Genomic DNA, 16,730 nt, shown 5'->3' with positions numbered 1-16,730 from the left:
TCGACAAGTTTTCTCTCAGCCAACGCGAGAGATAGAATATCATTATTTTATAATATTTAAACCTTCAAACTTACTTGAGTATTTATGAACTGGCAGGATAGCGATTTTTGTCAAAAAAGACTGAAAGAAAAATTAGCCCGGTATCCGCTACGTGCGAGTGCTTTACGAGTGGAGCTTCAAGACGCAGACGCCCCCACACCCGCAGAGCTAGCCGAACTGCATGAGTATTTAGCTCGCTATAATCTAGTGTTGTATCGCTTAAGCCATCAGCCACAGGCCTCTAAACAGCAAATTCACTACCTCGCACAGCGCATGGGTTTAAACCAGATCGCGCATAATCTTTGTGCCGATGCCGATAGTTTGACTTCCATTCAAGTCACCCAACATCAAGGTCAACACGATTACATTCCTTATACTGACAAAAAACTCAGTTGGCATACCGATGGTTATTACAACGCTCCGCATGAGCAAATTCACGGCATGCTTTTGCATTGTGTACGGCCTGCTGCTCAAGGCGGTGCTAACCTTTTTATGGATCACGAACTCGCTTATCTCTTATTACAAGATGCGAATCCGGCTTTTATTACTGCACTCTTGCATCCAACAGCCTTCACGATTCCAGCGAATATTTTAAACGGTGAAGAAATTCGCCCAGCACACACCGGTCCAGTATTTAGTTTTAATCCAGATGGCAGCCTACACATGCGCTACTCGGCTCGGCAAAAGAATGTGATCTGGCGGGATGATCCGATCACCCAAGCAGCCGCCCAGTTTTTATTGGATTTATGGGAACAAGGCTCACCTTATCAACTCAGCTATACCCTGCAAGCCGGTGAAGGCTTGATTTGCAATAATGTATTGCATTGTCGGACAGGGTTTGTAGATGCGGATGAACCAGAAAAGAAACGTCTGCTCTATCGAGGACGCTATTTAGAGCGAGCAAGCTGATTGATTTTTAACCTTTATATGGGCAGATTGTAAATTCAACTTACAAAGTGTAAGCCATCTATTATACTAATGGCACTAGATAACTAGGCTCAGTCATACCATGTCCTTTATTCCACGAACTTTGAGTGCTGAATTACTGCGTCGTGCGGCTACTAATCCAGTCGTGACTTTATTAGGCCCAAGGCAATCGGGTAAGACGACGCTATGCAAGGCTAGTTTTAAAGATAAAGCTTATGTTTCACTCGAACCGCTCGATACCCGTGAATACGCCAAAGCTGATCCGCGTGGTTTTTTGAAACAATTCGGTGAGACTGGCGTGGTCTTGGATGAAATCCAAAATGCCCCCGAATTGCTGCATTATATTCAAGATCGGGTCGACAATAGTGGCCAAATGGGGCAGTACATTCTCACGGGTTCACAGAACCTGCTGATTTCCGCCAAAATTGCCCAATCCCTTGCGGGGCGTACTGCTATTTTGACCTTGCTACCCCTCTCTTATGCCGAACTCAGCCAAGCCCAGCAAGCGCCCAACTCCGTGTGGGAGGCCGTTTGGCAAGGCGGCTACCCGCGTTTGTATAGCCAAGCCATTAGCCCAACCGAATGGTTAGCCGATTACACACTGACCTACTTAGAGCGAGATGTGCGCCAATTAGTGAATGTCGGCAACCTTGATCAGTTTTCGCGCTTTTTGCAATTATCCGCTGCCCACACTGGGCAGGAACTGCACTACACCCAATTAGCCAATGATACGGGTGTTTCGCACAATACCATTCGTACTTGGTCGTCGGTATTGCAAGAAAGTTTTTTAAGTACCGCCCTCTTGCCGTGGTTGGGCAATCTGCGCAAGCGCTTAGTCAAAACGCCAAAACTGCATTTTTTAGATACAGGCTTAGTCTGCTCCTTACTGGGAATTAACTCACCAGAGCAATTACGTCTCCATCCCCTGCGCGGAGCTATTTTTGAATCGTGGGTGGTGAGTGAGGTGTATAAATTTTTCTTAAATCAGGGTAAACGCCCCCGGCTGTTTCATTATCGTGAAAATAGCGGCCTTGAATTTGATCTGCTGATCGAAACGGTACAAGGTTTGTGTCCGGTCGAAGTGAAATCCGGGCAAACCTTGCATACTGAATTTTTCAAAAATTTTAGCCAAGCCAGCCAACGGACTGAAGACACCGCTCAGTTTAAACTGATCGAAGGCTTACTGGTTTATACGGGGGACACAGCTCAATCACGCCACGGAGTCACCGCTGTGCCTTGGCATCAGTTGGCGGGGTATTTGGCGGCAACAACAGATAATCCGAGATAAAACCTTTCCCGTAAGCTTTCGACAACATTACCTACTAACATACGGGAAGGTTAGCTGTTTTAGCCACTCAAGATCGAGTGTCAGGATGATAGGCTGGTCAATTGCCAAAAGCGACTATTGAGCTGGGCAACACGGAAACCTGTATTGTTATTCCGGTTATCTGGCGTGTTGTTGTTCCGATTGGCAGAACGCACGTTCCTTGGTGTGTTGTTCCATGAGCCGCCACGCAACACGCGGTTAGTGCCTTATGCCTATCACCCTAAACTGGTATAATCGGAGGTGGATATAAAAGCAAGTTCTGTTTGCGCCAAGCTATACTATCCGCGTGCAAGGTAATCGCATGGATTGATTGATAAGCCTGTTGTAAATCCTGCTCACTGATAAATCCTTCCAGCCATGCTTGCTCCCATTGCAAACGTAACTGTTGATAACGCCGACGCTTACGCGGACTGAGTAATATAGCCTCTGGTTTGACCCGATAGCCGCAATAACTGATTCCATGATTGCTGCGGTTAATTAAGCGATTCGGTTTAATCCGTAATTGACGCTCCACTAGTAAATATTGCTCCAAACTCGCCAAAGCAGACTTAGCCTCTTCTTTGGATCGACACCAAAATACAAGATCATCCATATAACGCACATGAGCAGCTACTTTCAGCGTCTCTAATAACCAGCGGTCAGCGCCATCTAAGTAGAAGTTTGCACAATGTTGGGAGGTCAACGAACCAATGGGCAAACCTTTACCTGGTTGAGCATGGAAAGAATCAATAATTCTCCATAGCAAAGCGAGAAAACCTTGGCCTTTGAAACGACGCTCTATGATTTTTAATAAAATGGAATGGTCAATCGCGGGAAAATAACCCGCAATATCCAATTGCACATACCAAGGATAGCGGCGCAAATTATTTTGTACTTGAGCAATAGCACGATGCACTCCCTTGTCGGGTCGACAAGCATAGGTGCTTGCAACTAAAGTCTTTTCAAAAATAGGTTCGGCAAGATTCATGATGGCATGGTGTAATACTCTATCTGCAAAAGAGGCCGCATGAATCAAACGCTTTTTAGGATCATGAATATAAAATGCGCGGTAATCCGCATAGGGTACGCGCTCTCGTAGAATGTCTGATGCTAACGCTTCAAGTTGTTGATCAAGGCCACTCGTGAAACGAATGACATCAGGGCGATGATGCTTACCACGAGCAGCTTTCCAAACAGCTAGTGCCAAATTATCTCTAGATGCTAAATCAGCCAAGAGAATTCGATGACGCTTCATCAACTTGAGGAGCATTTAGCTGTAATAAATTATCGTTTAGCAGGTTCAAAAATGGTTTTCCGTAACGCTCAAGCTTAGCTATACCAACGCCACTCAAGGCGGCTAAAGCTGTCTGAGTTTTTACACGCTCAGTAACCATCTCCGCCAATTGGGCATTAGTAAAAATTGAATAGACTGGAACGCCCTCAGTTTCAGCCAGTGATTTGCGTAAATCTCGTAGCTTAGTAAAAACCGCAAAATCTGCCTCATTGAGTCGATCTCTATAATCAATTTGCTCACGTTTATTGATAGTTTCCGCTAGCTTCTTAGGTGAAGATGAGACATCAAGATAAGTAATACAGATCGACCAATAGCAGTAAGCAGGCTGCTCAACAAAACGCTTATCAATCGCAATCAGTCGATGGCTAGCGCAAAATGTATCAACAGCCTCTTGATCAGCCTCTGGTTCTAAAGCATTAATGCTAAAAAATTTGAGTTTCATGGCTTTTTTCTAGAGAAAAATATAATCGCCAGGGGCTTCGCCCCCTGTACCCCCAAGCGCGACCTGCTCCGCACCCTGCTAGCGCTACTCCGTAACGCGCTTGCTGGTTGCTCCACCGCCCGCGCCCTCTGTGCTTTATGGCTATTGACCCTGGGCAACACGGAAACCTGCAGCGTTATTCCGGTCATCAGGCGTGTCGGCGTTCCGAAAGGCAGAACGCACGTTCCTCGGTGCGTAGCTCCATGAGCCGCCACGCAACACGCGGCCAGTGCCCTTACTAGCACCCTTCGGGTTACTGGCAGACTGGTCTGGGTAAGCGCCATGCCAATCAGCTACCCACTCCCATACATTACCGTGCATATCTTTCAAACCAAAACCATTGGGCGCGAAACTACCCACTGGCGCTACATATTTAAACTTATCCCCACAGTCACTGCAATTAGCTTTATTCTTGCCAATCGCATTACCCCACGGAAGCCTGCTCATTATCTCCACCCCGAGCTGCATATTCCCACTCGGCCTCTGTCGGCAAACGGAACGGCTGGCTGGGCTGTTGTGATTTATTCAACCATGCTACATAAGCAACCGCATTTTCCCAACTGACACCCACGATAGGAGATAGTAGGTCAGTCAAAGCCTCACCCATTTTTTTATAGTAATCATCCTTACCCGTGTTGATGTTGTAATCACTGCCTGTTTCATTCCAATGTGGTGCAGGGCAGCCACCTTGCTGCACACAGGCCAAATATTGCTCCACTGTGACTTCCGTTTCTGCCAACTTGAAAGCACTAAGCTTGACTGGATGGGGTGGCTTTTCATCATCATCACAACCACCTTCGACATCATCCCTTCCTTTAACACAGCCCATGGTGAACTCACCTGCTGGAATCGGAAGCATATTCGGGAACTGAGTGTTCGCCTTGCTTGGCTCTGGACTAGCCGGAATTGGTGTGGTGGGGGCTAGGCTTACGGGTTCTTGAGTAATCAACTCTGGATCGGGTGCACCCCGATAGACTGAAACGCCCCAAGCGGCCAGACCTAACCCGGCCAATAGCAGCGCCCATTTACCTAGCTTCAAAGGGGCACTTGAGCCAAGCGGTGCATGCTGCACCTCCAAAGCAGCTTGGGGTCGGGGGGGTGCTTGTTGTTTGCCTTGCTCCGCTTTTTGTTTGGCTTCAGCGGCTTCGACCCGCTTGGCTTCAGCAGCAGCGGCTAAGTCTTGTTGGCGTTTAGCTTCCCGTGCGATTTGCTCTTGTCGAGCGTGTTCATCCGCTATTTTTTGTAGACGGGCTTGTTCAGCACGCTGCTCGGCCTCCAGACGCGCTTGTTCACGCTCACGATCCCGTTGGGCTTGCCGCGCTTGCTCGGCGTTTTGGGCTGCTAATTGGCGCTCTTCATCCGCACGCGACTCTTGCAATAAACGATAAACTTTCAAAGCCACTTCACTGAACTCATGCTTGAGCGCATACGAATCCCAAGCATGCCGCGATAAAGGTTCATTGTCCTTGGTCGCGCCCTGCAAATTCGCCAACCAGCCGACGGCTTGCCACGGACAAGGTTCAACCACTAAAGGCACTATCCGCAAGCCATCGGCAGCGCGGCGCTGTAAAAAGCGTGGAATCTCTTGCCGACAGACAAATTCAGAAATCAAAAAATCAGAGCTAATCAACAAAATCGCGACTTTAGCAGCGGCAATCGCCTCTTCAATCCGTGGCAACCAGTTGTCACCAATCTCAATCTGCCGATCATCCCAAACCATAAAATCTGCATGCAATTGCAAGACGCGCAATTGCTTTTGCAAAGCGTCTTTCCACTTTTCATCTTGATGACTGTAACTGATAAAAATATCGGTCATGGGGAGCAAGCCGTAAATGCGGGAAACTAAATACTAACCGAATTAAGACAGACGGACGAGAGGCCAGCCAGCTGATTATTGAATAGCCTCACTGTTATTCAACGATGCGGCGTTTCAATCCACTAGCGCTTAGCTCATTTGCTATATAGTTTCAGCCTCGGGTTTGGCTTAGGATCAAACTATTATTAACCACGGTTTATTCATTCCCAACCACTGATAACTTGCAACCATGCCACATACTTTACAAAAATCCATTGAGCAACAACGAGCCAGACTGATTGATTTATTAGGTAAAGCCTTAAAGCAATACGCGATCATCGTGCAACCGCTGCTACAAGACAGAAGCTTGCTGGATGAGCAGCTGCGGCTGATTTTCAAACAAATTGATCATTGTAAATATCTTTATGTGCTAGACACTCAAGGCGTGCAGCTTAGTTCGACGGTGAATCGCTATGGTCTAGAACTAGCGGATTATCAGCGCGACCGCTCCACCCGTCCCTATCTGCAACATATCGCTGATGACAGGATTGATTTTAATTTATCCGCAGCCTATATCAGTCGGAATAAAAAACGCCCCTCATTAACCGCGATTCAAACTATTCGTGATCAACAGGGGCAGCGTTTAGGGTTTCTAGGCGTGGATTACGATTTACGCGAGCTGCCACATTCAGAAATGATTTATGAAGAACCGAGTAAATGGCGGCAAATTAAAGGTGATCCGGCGATTCGCCAAGGCTTATTTGCCCAAGAGCGCTCTGAAAGTTTAATGGATAAGCAAATTGATCATGTCTTATCCGTGCATGAGGCTTTAGTCGTCGACCAAGGCGTGCATCATTTTCAAATTCATTTCTCAGCCAGCCGCTCCACTATTTGGCATATCGACGACCCTTATGTCTATCGGATTTTAACGATGGAAGAATTAGCCGATACCAATATTTGCCTTGCTTATCCACGCCGACCTTATTTCGAGCGTGCTATCGTACCGAGTCAGCAGATCAAGCAGATACTCTGGCAATTTAAAGCCTTACGTTTTGCAGATGAGGTGATTTATTTACGCACGGCCTCTTTGAATATCGTCAATGGCAAAGTCGGCTTAAACTTTTCCTGTGATGGCACGCATTATCTGAGCTACGATGAATTTCTAAGCAAAGGCCTAGCCTTCTGGTTAGGGGGTGCAACCCACGATGCAACCACTACAAATACAGCAACCCTTCCGCTAGATACAACCCAGCTGGATCAACTGATTGATAGTTTAGCGACCCAAGGTTGCATGGCCGTGAATCAATTACTGACCCGTCTTGAGCAGCATGAAATCCCTACTGCACTGCAAGCACATACAAAAGCAGAGCGCGATTATATTTATCAAGAACTCAAATCCGTGATGCAGGTTTATGAAACTGGAACTTGTGGGCTTTGATCAGAGTTGTTTCAAGCCAGCTACTTAAATCCAGCAGCTGGCTCAATCACAGCTTGAAAATAGACTCGAAGCTGCCGCTAATTCGACAACACCCGCTCCAACTCGGCCATTCCCGCTGGCAAATCCAGCTTTGCACCGCATTTACGCATACTTGAACCAAAGGCATGCAAGGTTCTGAATAAATTATGCGCTCGACTTTGCTCGCCCATTTGCCCAATCCGTAGGATATTCAGGCCAAATGCGCCGGAAATTTCGACTTTGTGGACACAAGACATGTCTGCTCGCACCGCATCCGCAGAGACATGATCCGGCACGATAATACCAATCACTGAATTTAAGCGATGCTGCTTTTCAATCAATAAATCTAAGCCCATCGCCTCTAAGCCCGCTTGCAAAGCTTCAGAGCAGCGTAAATGGCGACGGAAGCGATTGGGCAGGGTTTCTTCACAGACTAAGCGTAAAGCTTCGTGCAGCGCCAAAATCCCCGATACGGGCGCGGTGTAGTGATACGATTTTTGATTCCAAAATTTATCCGCTAATTGCGCATCCAAGCACCAGTGATACGGCAAATCTTGGCGGTTGGCAATTTTGCGTACCCAAGCCTCTTCTGAGAAAGCTAATAGCGATACCCCCGGAATCGAAGATAAACCTTTTTGCCCACCCGTAATAATGGCATCCACCTGCCAATTATCCATTTCCAGCGGCATGGTGCTAAGCGTACAGACCGCATCGACAATAATTAAACAACCATAGCGTTTAGCTAATTGAGCGATTTGCTCAAGATGACGATTGTAAACGGTATTTGAAGTTTCACCCTGCACCATCGTCACCACATCATAGTGACCCCGTTGCAGTTCACGCTCAACCAGCTCGACATCGACACCCTGATTTTTGGGCATTTCTAAAATAGTTGGCTCAGCCCTGACCCGACGTGACATTTCGGCTAAGCGCTGGCTAAAATAACCATTGGTAATACACAAAACTCGTGAGCCGGGCATGACTAAATTGGCAATCGCCATTTCCATCGCGGCTGAGCCAGGGCCACTGACCCCCATCACATGTGAAGAGCGGGTTTGGAAGACATAGCGACTCATGTCTTTAACCTGCTCAATCGCCCGATTCATGGTATCACCGAGGTGATTGATAACAATTGAATTCGCCGCCGCAACTTTTTGCGGAATCGGTACTGGTCCCGCCCCCATCATCAACAACGGTTCATCTGGTAAAATCTGTTCCAAAGGAACAATATTTGGAGGAGAGAGAGACTCGCTCATGAAATTTGATGTCCTATTCGCTTTTAATAACTTGAAATAAAATGGGGAAATCCTTGTACGCCATGCCTAGGCTGATTGCAAGCCCCATCCGCAAGATGCTGCCATGTGTAGCCATCTTCCATGCTGAATATATACAAATTGCTGAAAGCATGCTTTGCTGCTGATCTGCTTTTTCAAAGGTAAAATCGGATGTTTTGGCAAGAAGACGAAGATAAAACCCTGCCCTATCAGGCCTCTGATGAGGTCTTAGACTTAAGCTTTGCCTTGCATTGCAAACAATTGCCGATTGATCATGCTTGGGATTTATCAGTGGCTGTTCGGGCGGCTTTGCCTTGGTTGGATACAGAGCCCTTAGCGGGGGTGCATACTATTCATGTCGCTGAGAGCGGCAATGGGTGGTTACGCCCTGAGGATCAGAGTGGTTTACTGATTCCTTCGCGGCGCACGCGCTTAGAATTACGCCTACCTAAGCACCGACTGACAGCAGCTAAAGCACTCAGTGGGCAAACTTTAAGCTGGGCTGACTATCAATTAGTCGTGGGTGAGGCGAAAGAAAAACCCTTCTCCAATGCAGCGGTATTGTTTGCACGTTATGTCTTATCCTCTGAAACAGAAACTGAAGAACAATTTTTACAGCGCATGGCCGCCGAAGTGCAGCAACTGACCCAGTTCAAAGTCAAAAAAATGCTGTGTGGCCGTAGCCACCACTTGCAAACCCCTGATGGTAAACGCCTGACTCGCCATTTGATGCTAGCCGATTTAGATAATGCAACCTCGATTCGCCTGCAACAAATCGGCTTAGGGGCAGGCCGTCAGTTTGGCTGTGGGTTATTGATGCCACATAAAGGCATTAAAACTTTAAAACCCACCGAATAATCTGATTCAGCTATCCCTTTAGAGCAATAGTGAGCACGCAGGCGCACAGTATAATTTTTCCAAGCGTGTTGAAGATACACTAAAGCATAAGAGGAACGACGATGGCATTAGAAATAGATGGCAAAACGATTGAAGTAACCGAAACGGGGTACTTAGTCGATCTGAATGACTGGAATGAAGCAGTCGCCCAACATTTAGCAACCGGAGAAGGCATCGAAACCCTGACGGATCAGCATTGGGATGTACTCCATTATTTGCGGGATGAATACATCAACAATAATGGTAACCAGCCGATGGAGCGGGCAATTTTGAAAGCGATGGCTGAAAAATGGGATAACAAAAAGCTTAGCAGCAAAGACCTGTATACTCTGTTCCCGCGTGCACCGAGTAAACAAGGCCTTAAAGTGGCGGGCTTACCAGCGACGAATCGTAAAGGTGGCTACTAAGCTAAAGTTAACCATTAAGGGGTATAGGCTGTGCCTAGTACACCGTTTATGCTCAGCTAATCGCATGAGTTAAGAGATCAAGACTATGAACGAGCGCAAACAAGCCCTGATTCAAGAAATGTTGGAAATGCAAAAGAAATTCACGGCGTATGAGAAGTCAGGCGAGTTTAATGCCGAAGCGTATTATGTCGGTGAGTGGAAAGAGTACCGTGACCATTACACAGAGCTAGCAGCTGAAGTGCGTGAAATTGCTTCTAAAGAAGCTAATTTCTGGAAATAAATTCAGTTACTCTTGTTAAGTTACATAGCCGCTGTCTCCTAGCGGCTTTTTTTATTGCGCAGGACGTATTTTCGGTAAAGGAAAAGTCTTGCGCAAAGCGCGAATCAAAGACTCAATCTGTTGCTCAACACTGGTATGAATAATTCCCACATCGGACTCGAGTACACATTCATCTAATTTAAGCTGAGTATCGGGTAAGACTTCAATATGCACAATCATGCGCTGCCATTCTTCTAACTGCTCAAGCACCACATCTTGCATTTGTGGATGAACACGAATAATCAATTTTTTACTGCTACGAACTAAATCCATCCCACGACGTACCGTGCTCGCTACTAACTCACGATCATCAAAACTATGTAGAATCTGCTGTACGGCATCGAGCACTACTTGCACCATCGCCAATTCAACATTGCGCAAATTGTCATGCATTTTGACCGTAAAGCCGAGTAATTGCAGCACCACTTGGTCATGCGCTTGTGCACGTCCCTGCTGCATACCTGCTTGAATCGCCTCATGCAGGGCTTGACTAGCCTGTTGCTCGCGCTCTTGGTCACGCTGAGCCATCTCTTGAACCAAGGTGTCATAATTAACTAAATGACGGTAGTCATGCGCTTTCAGAACCACTTTGCCCGGCTCAAGTTGTGAGTCTAGCGGCTTAATTGAAACGAATTTGTCCATCGCTGTCGATCCTCATGCGCACTTCTATGGCTATTTTTTGTATTAAGGCGGCACATTCTTTGTTTTGCCCTTGTAATTGCTTACCCAAGGGTTCGGCCTTTTTTAGTAATAGATACCATTGATAAGGCAACTTCAGCATTAATCGTTTGCGCAAAGCAATCGGATATTCTTGCAGAGCCTGATTTAGGCACAATAAACCCGCGACAATCAAACTATGTTGGGCATCTAGTTTTTCAGGTAATTTTAGATTCAACGGTAAATTGCCTTTCATTAAGGCCGAACGACGTTGCATAAAGCTAAATAAATCAAACCCCAGCTGCTCTTGGAGTTGCTGTACTTCTTCACGGATAACAATCTTTTGTACACGCTTATGATAGAAAACCGTACCCGTGTACAGAATCAGGCGCTCTAAATCATCACCTGACCACAAAGCAATCCGGGTCAATGAATTAGAAAAATTAAAAAATACCTGATTTTCTAACCCCAATCTTTGCAATAAATGCTGCACGATACGGTCTGCACTGCGTTGCTTACCGACAAGTTTTTTTATGATGGGACCATCCGGCATCTGATCTAACCAACTCACGTGTGTATAGTGATCCGGGCGGAAATTAAATTCCCACACCAAATTCGCTATTTTGCTATTACTTGGGGCATCCACGTGCTGAGCTCATTCACTTTGAAGTAACCGAATCTGCAGATTATCAAGCAAATACAGGTTAGGCATAAAAACCTGATCGACAGTCGGAGGGTTTACTAAGGCAAACGAACTTTGGCATTCAGAATCTTAGCTCTTTACAATAGTGGTATTCAGTAAACTATAAACTCTGGACTGTTTGAATGGATGAACTTGAACTTCCCTTAAGAACTCGCCTGAACTTAGAAACCGGCCGCATCACTTGGCAAGAACTCGGTTTTTTCTTTGCGCGTGGACGAGTGTTGCAGGTAGCAGCTGATTTAGATTTAATTGAAGTTGCCAGTGCACTCGCAAATGATGAAGCTCCACAGGTGAGCGCTTGGCTGAAGACGCAACAACTTAGTGTTTTATCCGATCTAACTGCCAAAGCTTGGGCAGGGGATGATCAACAGCTATGGGCTGTCGTAGTCGCACCTTGGGTGGTCGTGCAACAACGCGCTTAAGTTTTTTGGTATGTCTTTCGGTATGACAAACAAAAACCGCCTCATGAAGAGGCGGTTCGCTGAGCTCAGATTAAAGCCGCTCGTGCTTACTTGTTTTCACGTTGTGCAATTAAATTATCGACCACGCTTGGATCAGCTAAGGTTGAAGTATCACCTAAACCATCCAACTCATTAGCCGCAATTTTACGCAGAATCCGGCGCATAATTTTGCCAGAGCGAGTTTTCGGTAAGCCAGGAGCCCATTGCAGCAAGTTGACCTTAGCAATCGGGCCAATTTCTTTGCGCACTAAATTAATTAACTCATTTTTCAGCGCATCGGTACCCTCAACCCCAGACATCAGGGTGACATAAGCATAGATACCTTGCCCTGTCATTTCATGGGGATAGCCCACTACGGCAGCTTCTGCAACCTGTGGATGCAGTACTAAGGCGGATTCGATCTCAGCTGTACCTAACCGATGGCCTGAAACGTTCAGAACATCATCCACACGCCCCGTAATCCAGTAGTAACCATCTTCATCGCGACGTGCACCGTCACCCGTGAAATAATAGCCCGGGTACATAGCAAAATAAGTCTCATAGAAACGCTTGTGATCGCCATAGACAGTCCGCATCATCGACGGCCAAGGCGCTTTAATCGCTAGATTACCTTCGGCTGGATTGCCTTCGATTTCAATCCCTTTATCATCCAAAAGCACAGGTTGCACACCGAAGAAGGGGTTGGTTGCAGAACCCGGTTTCAACGGTGTAGCACCTGGCAATGGAGTTAACATGTGTGCACCTGTTTCAGTCTGCCACCAAGTATCCACGATAGGGCAACGATTACGACCGACAACGCGATTATACCATTCCCAAGCCTCTGGATTGATTGGCTCACCCACTGAACCTAATACACGTAATTTTTCAAGCTTCGCACGATTAACGAATTCTTCACCTTGACCCATCAGCATGCGAATAGCAGTGGGTGCCGTGTAGAAAATTGCCACATTATGCTTGTCGCAAACATCCCAGAAACGTCCTGCATCAGGATAAGTTGGAATGCCTTCAAACATTAAAGAGGTTGCACCATTCGCTAAAGGACCATACACAATGTAAGAGTGGCCTGTCACCCAACCCACATCCGCAGTACACCAGTAGACTTCGCCTTCTTTATAGTCAAAGACTAGCTTATGTGTCATGGCTGCTTGCAGCAGATAGCCACCGGTGGTGTGCAATGCGCCTTTAGGCTTACCTGTAGAACCAGAGGTGTAGAGAATAAATAACGGATCATCGGCATCCATCGGCTCAGCAGGGCAATCCGCAGAAGCCTCAGCCATCGCCTCGTGATACCAAACATCTTGTGAATTCCATTCAACGGGATCACCACCGCGCTTAATCACGATACAAGTATGCACGGTAGGGCATTGAGCAATCGCTTTATCAGCATTGGTTTTCAGCGGCACTCGCTTACCACCACGCATAGATTGGTCAGAGGTAATCACCACGCCACACTCTGCACCTTGGATACGATCCCGCAGAGCATCTGGCGAGAAACCACCGAAAACGATAGAATGAACTGCTCCCAAGCGGGCACAGGCTAACATCGCCACTGCAGCTTCAGGAATCATCGGTAGATAGAGAGAAACCCGATCGCCTTTTTTCACACCACGGCTTTTCAGCACATTGGCAAACTTACAGACTTCTTCGTGTAATTCTTTATAAGTGATTTTGCGATCTTCATTCGGATTATCACCTTCCCAAATAATCGCAACTTGGTCGCCGCGTGTCGCTAAATGGCGATCTAAGCAGTTTTCGGAGACATTCAGTTGACCACCTTCAAACCAACGGATATGGATGTCGCTTTCATCGAAGCTCCAATCCAAAACGTTATCCCATTTCTTGCTCCAGGTCAGGTAGTTTTCAGCTTGCTCAGCCCAGAAAGTGGCTGGATCCTCAACAGATTGCTTATACATGCTCGCATATTGTTCAGCATTAATATGAGCATGCGCTGCAAACTCAGCAGGCACGGGATACGTCTTAACATCAGACATGGTTGACTCCTCACTAACGAAAAATGGCTTACAAACGACTGGGTGCTTCTGTGTTTTTATTCGTGTAAATCGCTCTCCGGCACAGTATATTTATACAATCTAGGCAAAAAGTCCAGAAAAACACCAGAAATATCCATAGATTGTCGACAATTTTATTCGAAAGTATCGTCTAAGCCATCACGAATTAGTGGACGCATTGCGGTCGCTAGGCTTTTGAAAAGATTAGCATTGCCTAACTCTTGTGCACGCAATAATTGCTTCATCTGCTCACGCTGGGTGGGCATATCAAAACAGGCAGGGCAATTTTCCATAATCACTGGCAAACCCGCAGCCTTAGCAAAATCAGCCGTTTGGCGCTCACGGACTTGCACTAACGGGCGAATTACTCGCAAATCACCCGCATCAATTCGATAATGCGCTTTCATCGTTTTTAATTGGCCGCCATGAAAAGCTGACATTAAAAAACTTTCAGCTAAATCGTCTAAATGCTGGGCTAAAGCTAACACATTATAGCCTTGCTCTCGGGCGGTCTTATACATGAGACCACGCTTCATTCGCGAACAGAAGGCGCAATAGGAATTATTATCCATGTGTGTTTCTGCCAAGCGCATAATCGGCTCACGCACATAGAAATAAGGCACACCCAGCTTTTCCATATAAGGAATCAAGGGCGATGGATCAAACGCCCCTGACTGTGGATCAATAGTCACAGCAGCAAATTCAAATCGAATCGGTGCATGGCGTTGAAAATGACGCAAGATATGCAGCAGCGAAAGGGAATCTTTTCCGCCGGATAAACCCAGCAGAATGCGATCACCTTCACGAATCAATTGATAATCACCAATCGCTTTACCCACTGCACGCACTAAGGATTTGGGCGGAGTGGCAAAAGTTTCGACTGGAAGCTCAAATAGGCGCTCAGCAGTATTACTCATGCCCAGCAACATAGCCGATTTTTTACCACGATGCTAGTAGCAAAATCTAGCCAACCGCTCAGATCAGTATCCGTATTACACTAGATTCTACGGATACTGTCTCAACCAGCACTAACACGCTCGGCTAAAGCTTTAAGTATGCTGCGCTCCATGATACAGACGAATCACATGTCTCGCTTCAGCGAAAAATAGCCAGCGCTCAGCACCAATACCGATAAAGCTCGACAACATAGCAAGGAAAGCTAACCCACTTGCTTGCGCACCTAATACCATGAAACCCAGCAGCATGAGTGGGATAAAAAAGCCGGCGACAAATACCGTGATCCGTAGTGCTAGCAATAATTTAGCGGGTGCGAAATACGCAAATTCATCCGTTAAAAATGTACCTGCAGTATGCCCTGTGTCGAGCAAACGGACTTGAGCACGAGTGAAACCCGTCGCGGTATTGATCGTCGGCCCAATCACAGTACGCACCCAGAAATAGTAAATCGCCTTACTAATCGCTGCGATAGTCAGCAAAGCCAGCGATAAACTAGCCATCACGAGGGTGGGCTTGCCATTCCAAGCCAAAACCAGCACGAATAAAACCCCACCGGTCGCTAAACCTAACAACAGATAATTAGTCGGTGTTAAAGCCGTGTTCCATTGGCGAATAGTTTTGAGGCAGCCATAAATCATGCCCGTACTAAATAAAGTTGCCAGTGCTAATAAACTAGCGGCTACGCCAATAAAAGCGACAAAGCCATTGTAGACACCAGCCTCAAGATTCACCCACAAACCCAGTAAAAATAACAAGGCGACTGGATAAAATAACACTGCAAACACGCCCTCACGTGCTAACCAAGAAGTTCTAAAGCGGAAAAAAGCCCGCCATGCATTTTTAGGATTGGCTAAATGCAAAGTTGAGGATAATAAGCCTGCAGAAATTAGCGCTAATGATAATAAGCCACCCACGAGAGTGACCCCTTTATCAAATTCCACAAAACCAAGGATATAACCCAAGGCCATGAGGATAAATAAACCATAACCCGCGCCCGAGGCCACGGTAAAAAAGATCACAGAAAAGGCTGGATGCATGAGTTTTCTCCTTAACGCGCAACCGCTTTATTGACCCACTCTTTCACCGAGCTGATCAGTGATTTCTTGCTCACATCTTCAGTCGGAATCGGGCGAGTGATACGCGGAGGTAGGTAGCGGTTGGTGGGGTTATAACCAAGCTCAGGCATCAGTGCATAGCCGCCCCGTTCGCGCACTAGCTTGCTTACCTTCGATTCAGGATCGTCGAAATCACCAAAATGACGGGCATGCGCGGGGCAAGTGATCACACAAGACGGCTGGCGGTCATATTCATCTAAACGCTCGTCGTAGATACGATCAATACATAAGGTGCATTTCTTCATTGTGCCGGACGAACGATCTAATTCACGTGCACCATAAGGGCAAGCCCATGAGCAATAATTGCAACCCATACATTTATCTTGGTCGACCAGCACCACCCCATCTTCGGCACGCTTATAGCTCGCCCCGGTTGGGCAAACATCCACGCAATCAGCCTGTTCGCAATGCATACACGACATTGGAAAATTAATGGTTTTATTGTGCGGATAATCACCGACTTCATAGCTACGAATCCGGTTAAACCATACGCCACTGGGGTCCTCACCATAGGGGCGGTAATCAGTGAGTGGTCCGGTTGTCCCCGAGGTATTCCATTGTTTACAAGATACCGCACAACCGTGGCAGCCCACGCAGACATCTAAATCAATTACTAAACCTAATTTCATGGCT

At 46.7% G+C, this 16,730-nt stretch carries 19 protein-coding genes; 7 read left to right on the top strand and 12 right to left on the bottom strand.

Going from position 1 to position 16,730, the window contains the following annotated elements; translation table 11 throughout:
• Positions 1–84 precede the first annotated feature (84 nt).
• Both B5D50_RS12960 and B5D50_RS12955 read left to right on the top strand, forming a co-directional pair.
• Positions 85–948: a TauD/TfdA family dioxygenase gene (locus tag B5D50_RS12960; protein ID WP_078923062.1), complete on the top strand. Its 864-nt coding sequence runs from the start codon at positions 85–87 to the stop codon at positions 946–948.
• 100 nt (positions 949–1,048) lie between these two features.
• Positions 1,049–2,254 carry an ATP-binding protein gene (locus B5D50_RS12955; RefSeq protein WP_078923061.1) on the top strand — a complete coding sequence of 402 codons (1,206 nt, stop codon included), beginning with the start codon at positions 1,049–1,051 and terminating at the stop codon, positions 2,252–2,254.
• Positions 2,255–2,334: 80 nt separating this feature from the next.
• On the opposite strand, the gene B5D50_RS20120 is transcribed toward B5D50_RS12955, so the two are convergent.
• The 5 genes from B5D50_RS20120 to B5D50_RS12935 form a co-directional block, all read right to left on the bottom strand.
• On the bottom strand, positions 2,335–2,487 hold the full coding sequence (locus tag B5D50_RS20120; RefSeq protein ID WP_143594357.1) for an SUMF1/EgtB/PvdO family nonheme iron enzyme: 153 nt from the start codon (positions 2,485–2,487) through the stop codon (positions 2,335–2,337).
• A 26-nt stretch (positions 2,488–2,513) separates the two neighbouring features.
• Positions 2,514–3,527 (bottom strand): reverse transcriptase/maturase family protein, encoded by a 1,014-nt coding sequence (locus B5D50_RS12950; RefSeq protein WP_159448636.1) that lies wholly within the window; start codon positions 3,525–3,527, stop codon positions 2,514–2,516.
• The gene (locus B5D50_RS12945) at positions 3,499–4,008 is read right to left on the bottom strand and encodes an HRDC domain-containing protein (RefSeq protein ID WP_078923059.1); all 510 of its coding nucleotides are present in this window, start codon (positions 4,006–4,008) and stop codon (positions 3,499–3,501) included. The genes B5D50_RS12950 and B5D50_RS12945 overlap by 29 nt, the downstream gene beginning before the upstream one ends.
• A gap of 141 nt (positions 4,009–4,149) precedes the next feature.
• A complete protein-coding gene (locus tag B5D50_RS20755) occupies positions 4,150–4,494 on the bottom strand; it encodes a formylglycine-generating enzyme family protein (RefSeq protein ID WP_159448635.1) in 345 nt (114 codons plus the stop codon).
• Complete coding sequence (locus B5D50_RS12935; protein ID WP_078923057.1) at positions 4,472–5,863, bottom strand: SUMF1/EgtB/PvdO family nonheme iron enzyme; 1,392 nt, start codon at positions 5,861–5,863, stop codon at positions 4,472–4,474. The genes B5D50_RS20755 and B5D50_RS12935 overlap by 23 nt, the downstream gene beginning before the upstream one ends.
• A 229-nt stretch (positions 5,864–6,092) precedes the next feature.
• Between B5D50_RS12935 and B5D50_RS12930 the strand changes: the two genes are divergently transcribed.
• A complete protein-coding gene (locus tag B5D50_RS12930; RefSeq protein ID WP_200807092.1) occupies positions 6,093–7,280 on the top strand; it encodes a PDC sensor domain-containing protein in 1,188 nt (395 codons plus the stop codon).
• A 77-nt stretch (positions 7,281–7,357) separates the two neighbouring features.
• On the opposite strand, the gene B5D50_RS12925 is transcribed toward B5D50_RS12930, so the two are convergent.
• Entirely contained in the window at positions 7,358–8,554 is a 1,197-nt protein-coding gene (locus tag B5D50_RS12925; protein ID WP_078923056.1) for a pyridoxal-phosphate-dependent aminotransferase family protein, read from the bottom strand.
• 189 nt (positions 8,555–8,743) lie between these two features.
• On the opposite strand from B5D50_RS12925, the gene B5D50_RS12920 reads away from it, so the two are divergent.
• The 3 genes from B5D50_RS12920 to B5D50_RS12910 all read left to right on the top strand — a co-directional run bounded on the left by B5D50_RS12920 (position 8,744) and on the right by B5D50_RS12910 (position 10,156).
• Positions 8,744–9,430, top strand: a complete 687-nt coding sequence (locus B5D50_RS12920; RefSeq protein WP_078923055.1) for a type I-MYXAN CRISPR-associated protein Cas6/Cmx6 — start codon at positions 8,744–8,746, stop codon at positions 9,428–9,430.
• 101 nt (positions 9,431–9,531) lie between these two features.
• Complete coding sequence (locus tag B5D50_RS12915) at positions 9,532–9,876, top strand: TusE/DsrC/DsvC family sulfur relay protein (protein WP_078923054.1); 345 nt, start codon at positions 9,532–9,534, stop codon at positions 9,874–9,876.
• Between the two features lie 85 nt (positions 9,877–9,961).
• Positions 9,962–10,156, top strand: a complete 195-nt coding sequence (locus tag B5D50_RS12910; protein WP_078923053.1) for a hypothetical protein — start codon at positions 9,962–9,964, stop codon at positions 10,154–10,156.
• A gap of 51 nt (positions 10,157–10,207) precedes the next feature.
• On the opposite strand, the gene sctL is transcribed toward B5D50_RS12910, so the two are convergent.
• Together sctL and B5D50_RS12900 are read right to left on the bottom strand one after the other, a co-directional pair.
• Positions 10,208–10,837 (bottom strand): type III secretion system stator protein SctL, encoded by a 630-nt coding sequence (sctL, locus tag B5D50_RS12905; RefSeq protein ID WP_078923052.1) that lies wholly within the window; start codon positions 10,835–10,837, stop codon positions 10,208–10,210.
• On the bottom strand, positions 10,815–11,498 hold the full coding sequence (locus B5D50_RS12900) for a SctK family type III secretion system sorting platform protein (protein ID WP_078923051.1): 684 nt from the start codon (positions 11,496–11,498) through the stop codon (positions 10,815–10,817). Before B5D50_RS12900 ends, sctL begins: the two co-directional genes overlap by 23 nt.
• Before the next feature lie 179 nt (positions 11,499–11,677).
• On the opposite strand from B5D50_RS12900, the gene B5D50_RS12895 reads away from it, so the two are divergent.
• Entirely contained in the window at positions 11,678–11,977 is a 300-nt protein-coding gene (locus B5D50_RS12895) for a DUF2288 domain-containing protein (protein ID WP_078923050.1), read from the top strand.
• 86 nt (positions 11,978–12,063) lie between these two features.
• Here B5D50_RS12895 and acs read toward each other — a convergent pair whose 3' ends face one another.
• The 4 genes from acs to B5D50_RS12875 form a co-directional block, all read right to left on the bottom strand.
• Positions 12,064–14,007, bottom strand: a complete 1,944-nt coding sequence (gene acs, locus B5D50_RS12890) for an acetate--CoA ligase (RefSeq protein WP_078923049.1) — start codon at positions 14,005–14,007, stop codon at positions 12,064–12,066.
• Between the two features lie 152 nt (positions 14,008–14,159).
• Positions 14,160–14,942, bottom strand: coding sequence for a tRNA 2-thiocytidine biosynthesis TtcA family protein (locus B5D50_RS12885; RefSeq protein ID WP_078923086.1), 783 nt, complete (start codon positions 14,940–14,942; stop codon positions 14,160–14,162).
• Between the two features lie 132 nt (positions 14,943–15,074).
• Positions 15,075–16,019 (bottom strand): dimethyl sulfoxide reductase anchor subunit family protein, encoded by a 945-nt coding sequence (locus B5D50_RS12880; protein ID WP_078923048.1) that lies wholly within the window; start codon positions 16,017–16,019, stop codon positions 15,075–15,077.
• Between the two features lie 11 nt (positions 16,020–16,030).
• Positions 16,031–16,726: a 4Fe-4S dicluster domain-containing protein gene (locus B5D50_RS12875; protein ID WP_078923047.1), complete on the bottom strand. Its 696-nt coding sequence runs from the start codon at positions 16,724–16,726 to the stop codon at positions 16,031–16,033.
• Positions 16,727–16,730: the final 4 nt, after the last annotated feature.

Origin of the sequence: Thiothrix eikelboomii (assembly GCF_900167255.1) — a bacterium.
In the GTDB taxonomy this organism is placed as follows: Bacteria; Pseudomonadota; Gammaproteobacteria; order Thiotrichales; family Thiotrichaceae; genus Thiolinea; species Thiolinea eikelboomii.
The sequence above is the reverse complement of the archived record's forward strand: the minus strand, read 5'-3'. Positions and strand labels throughout refer to the sequence as shown.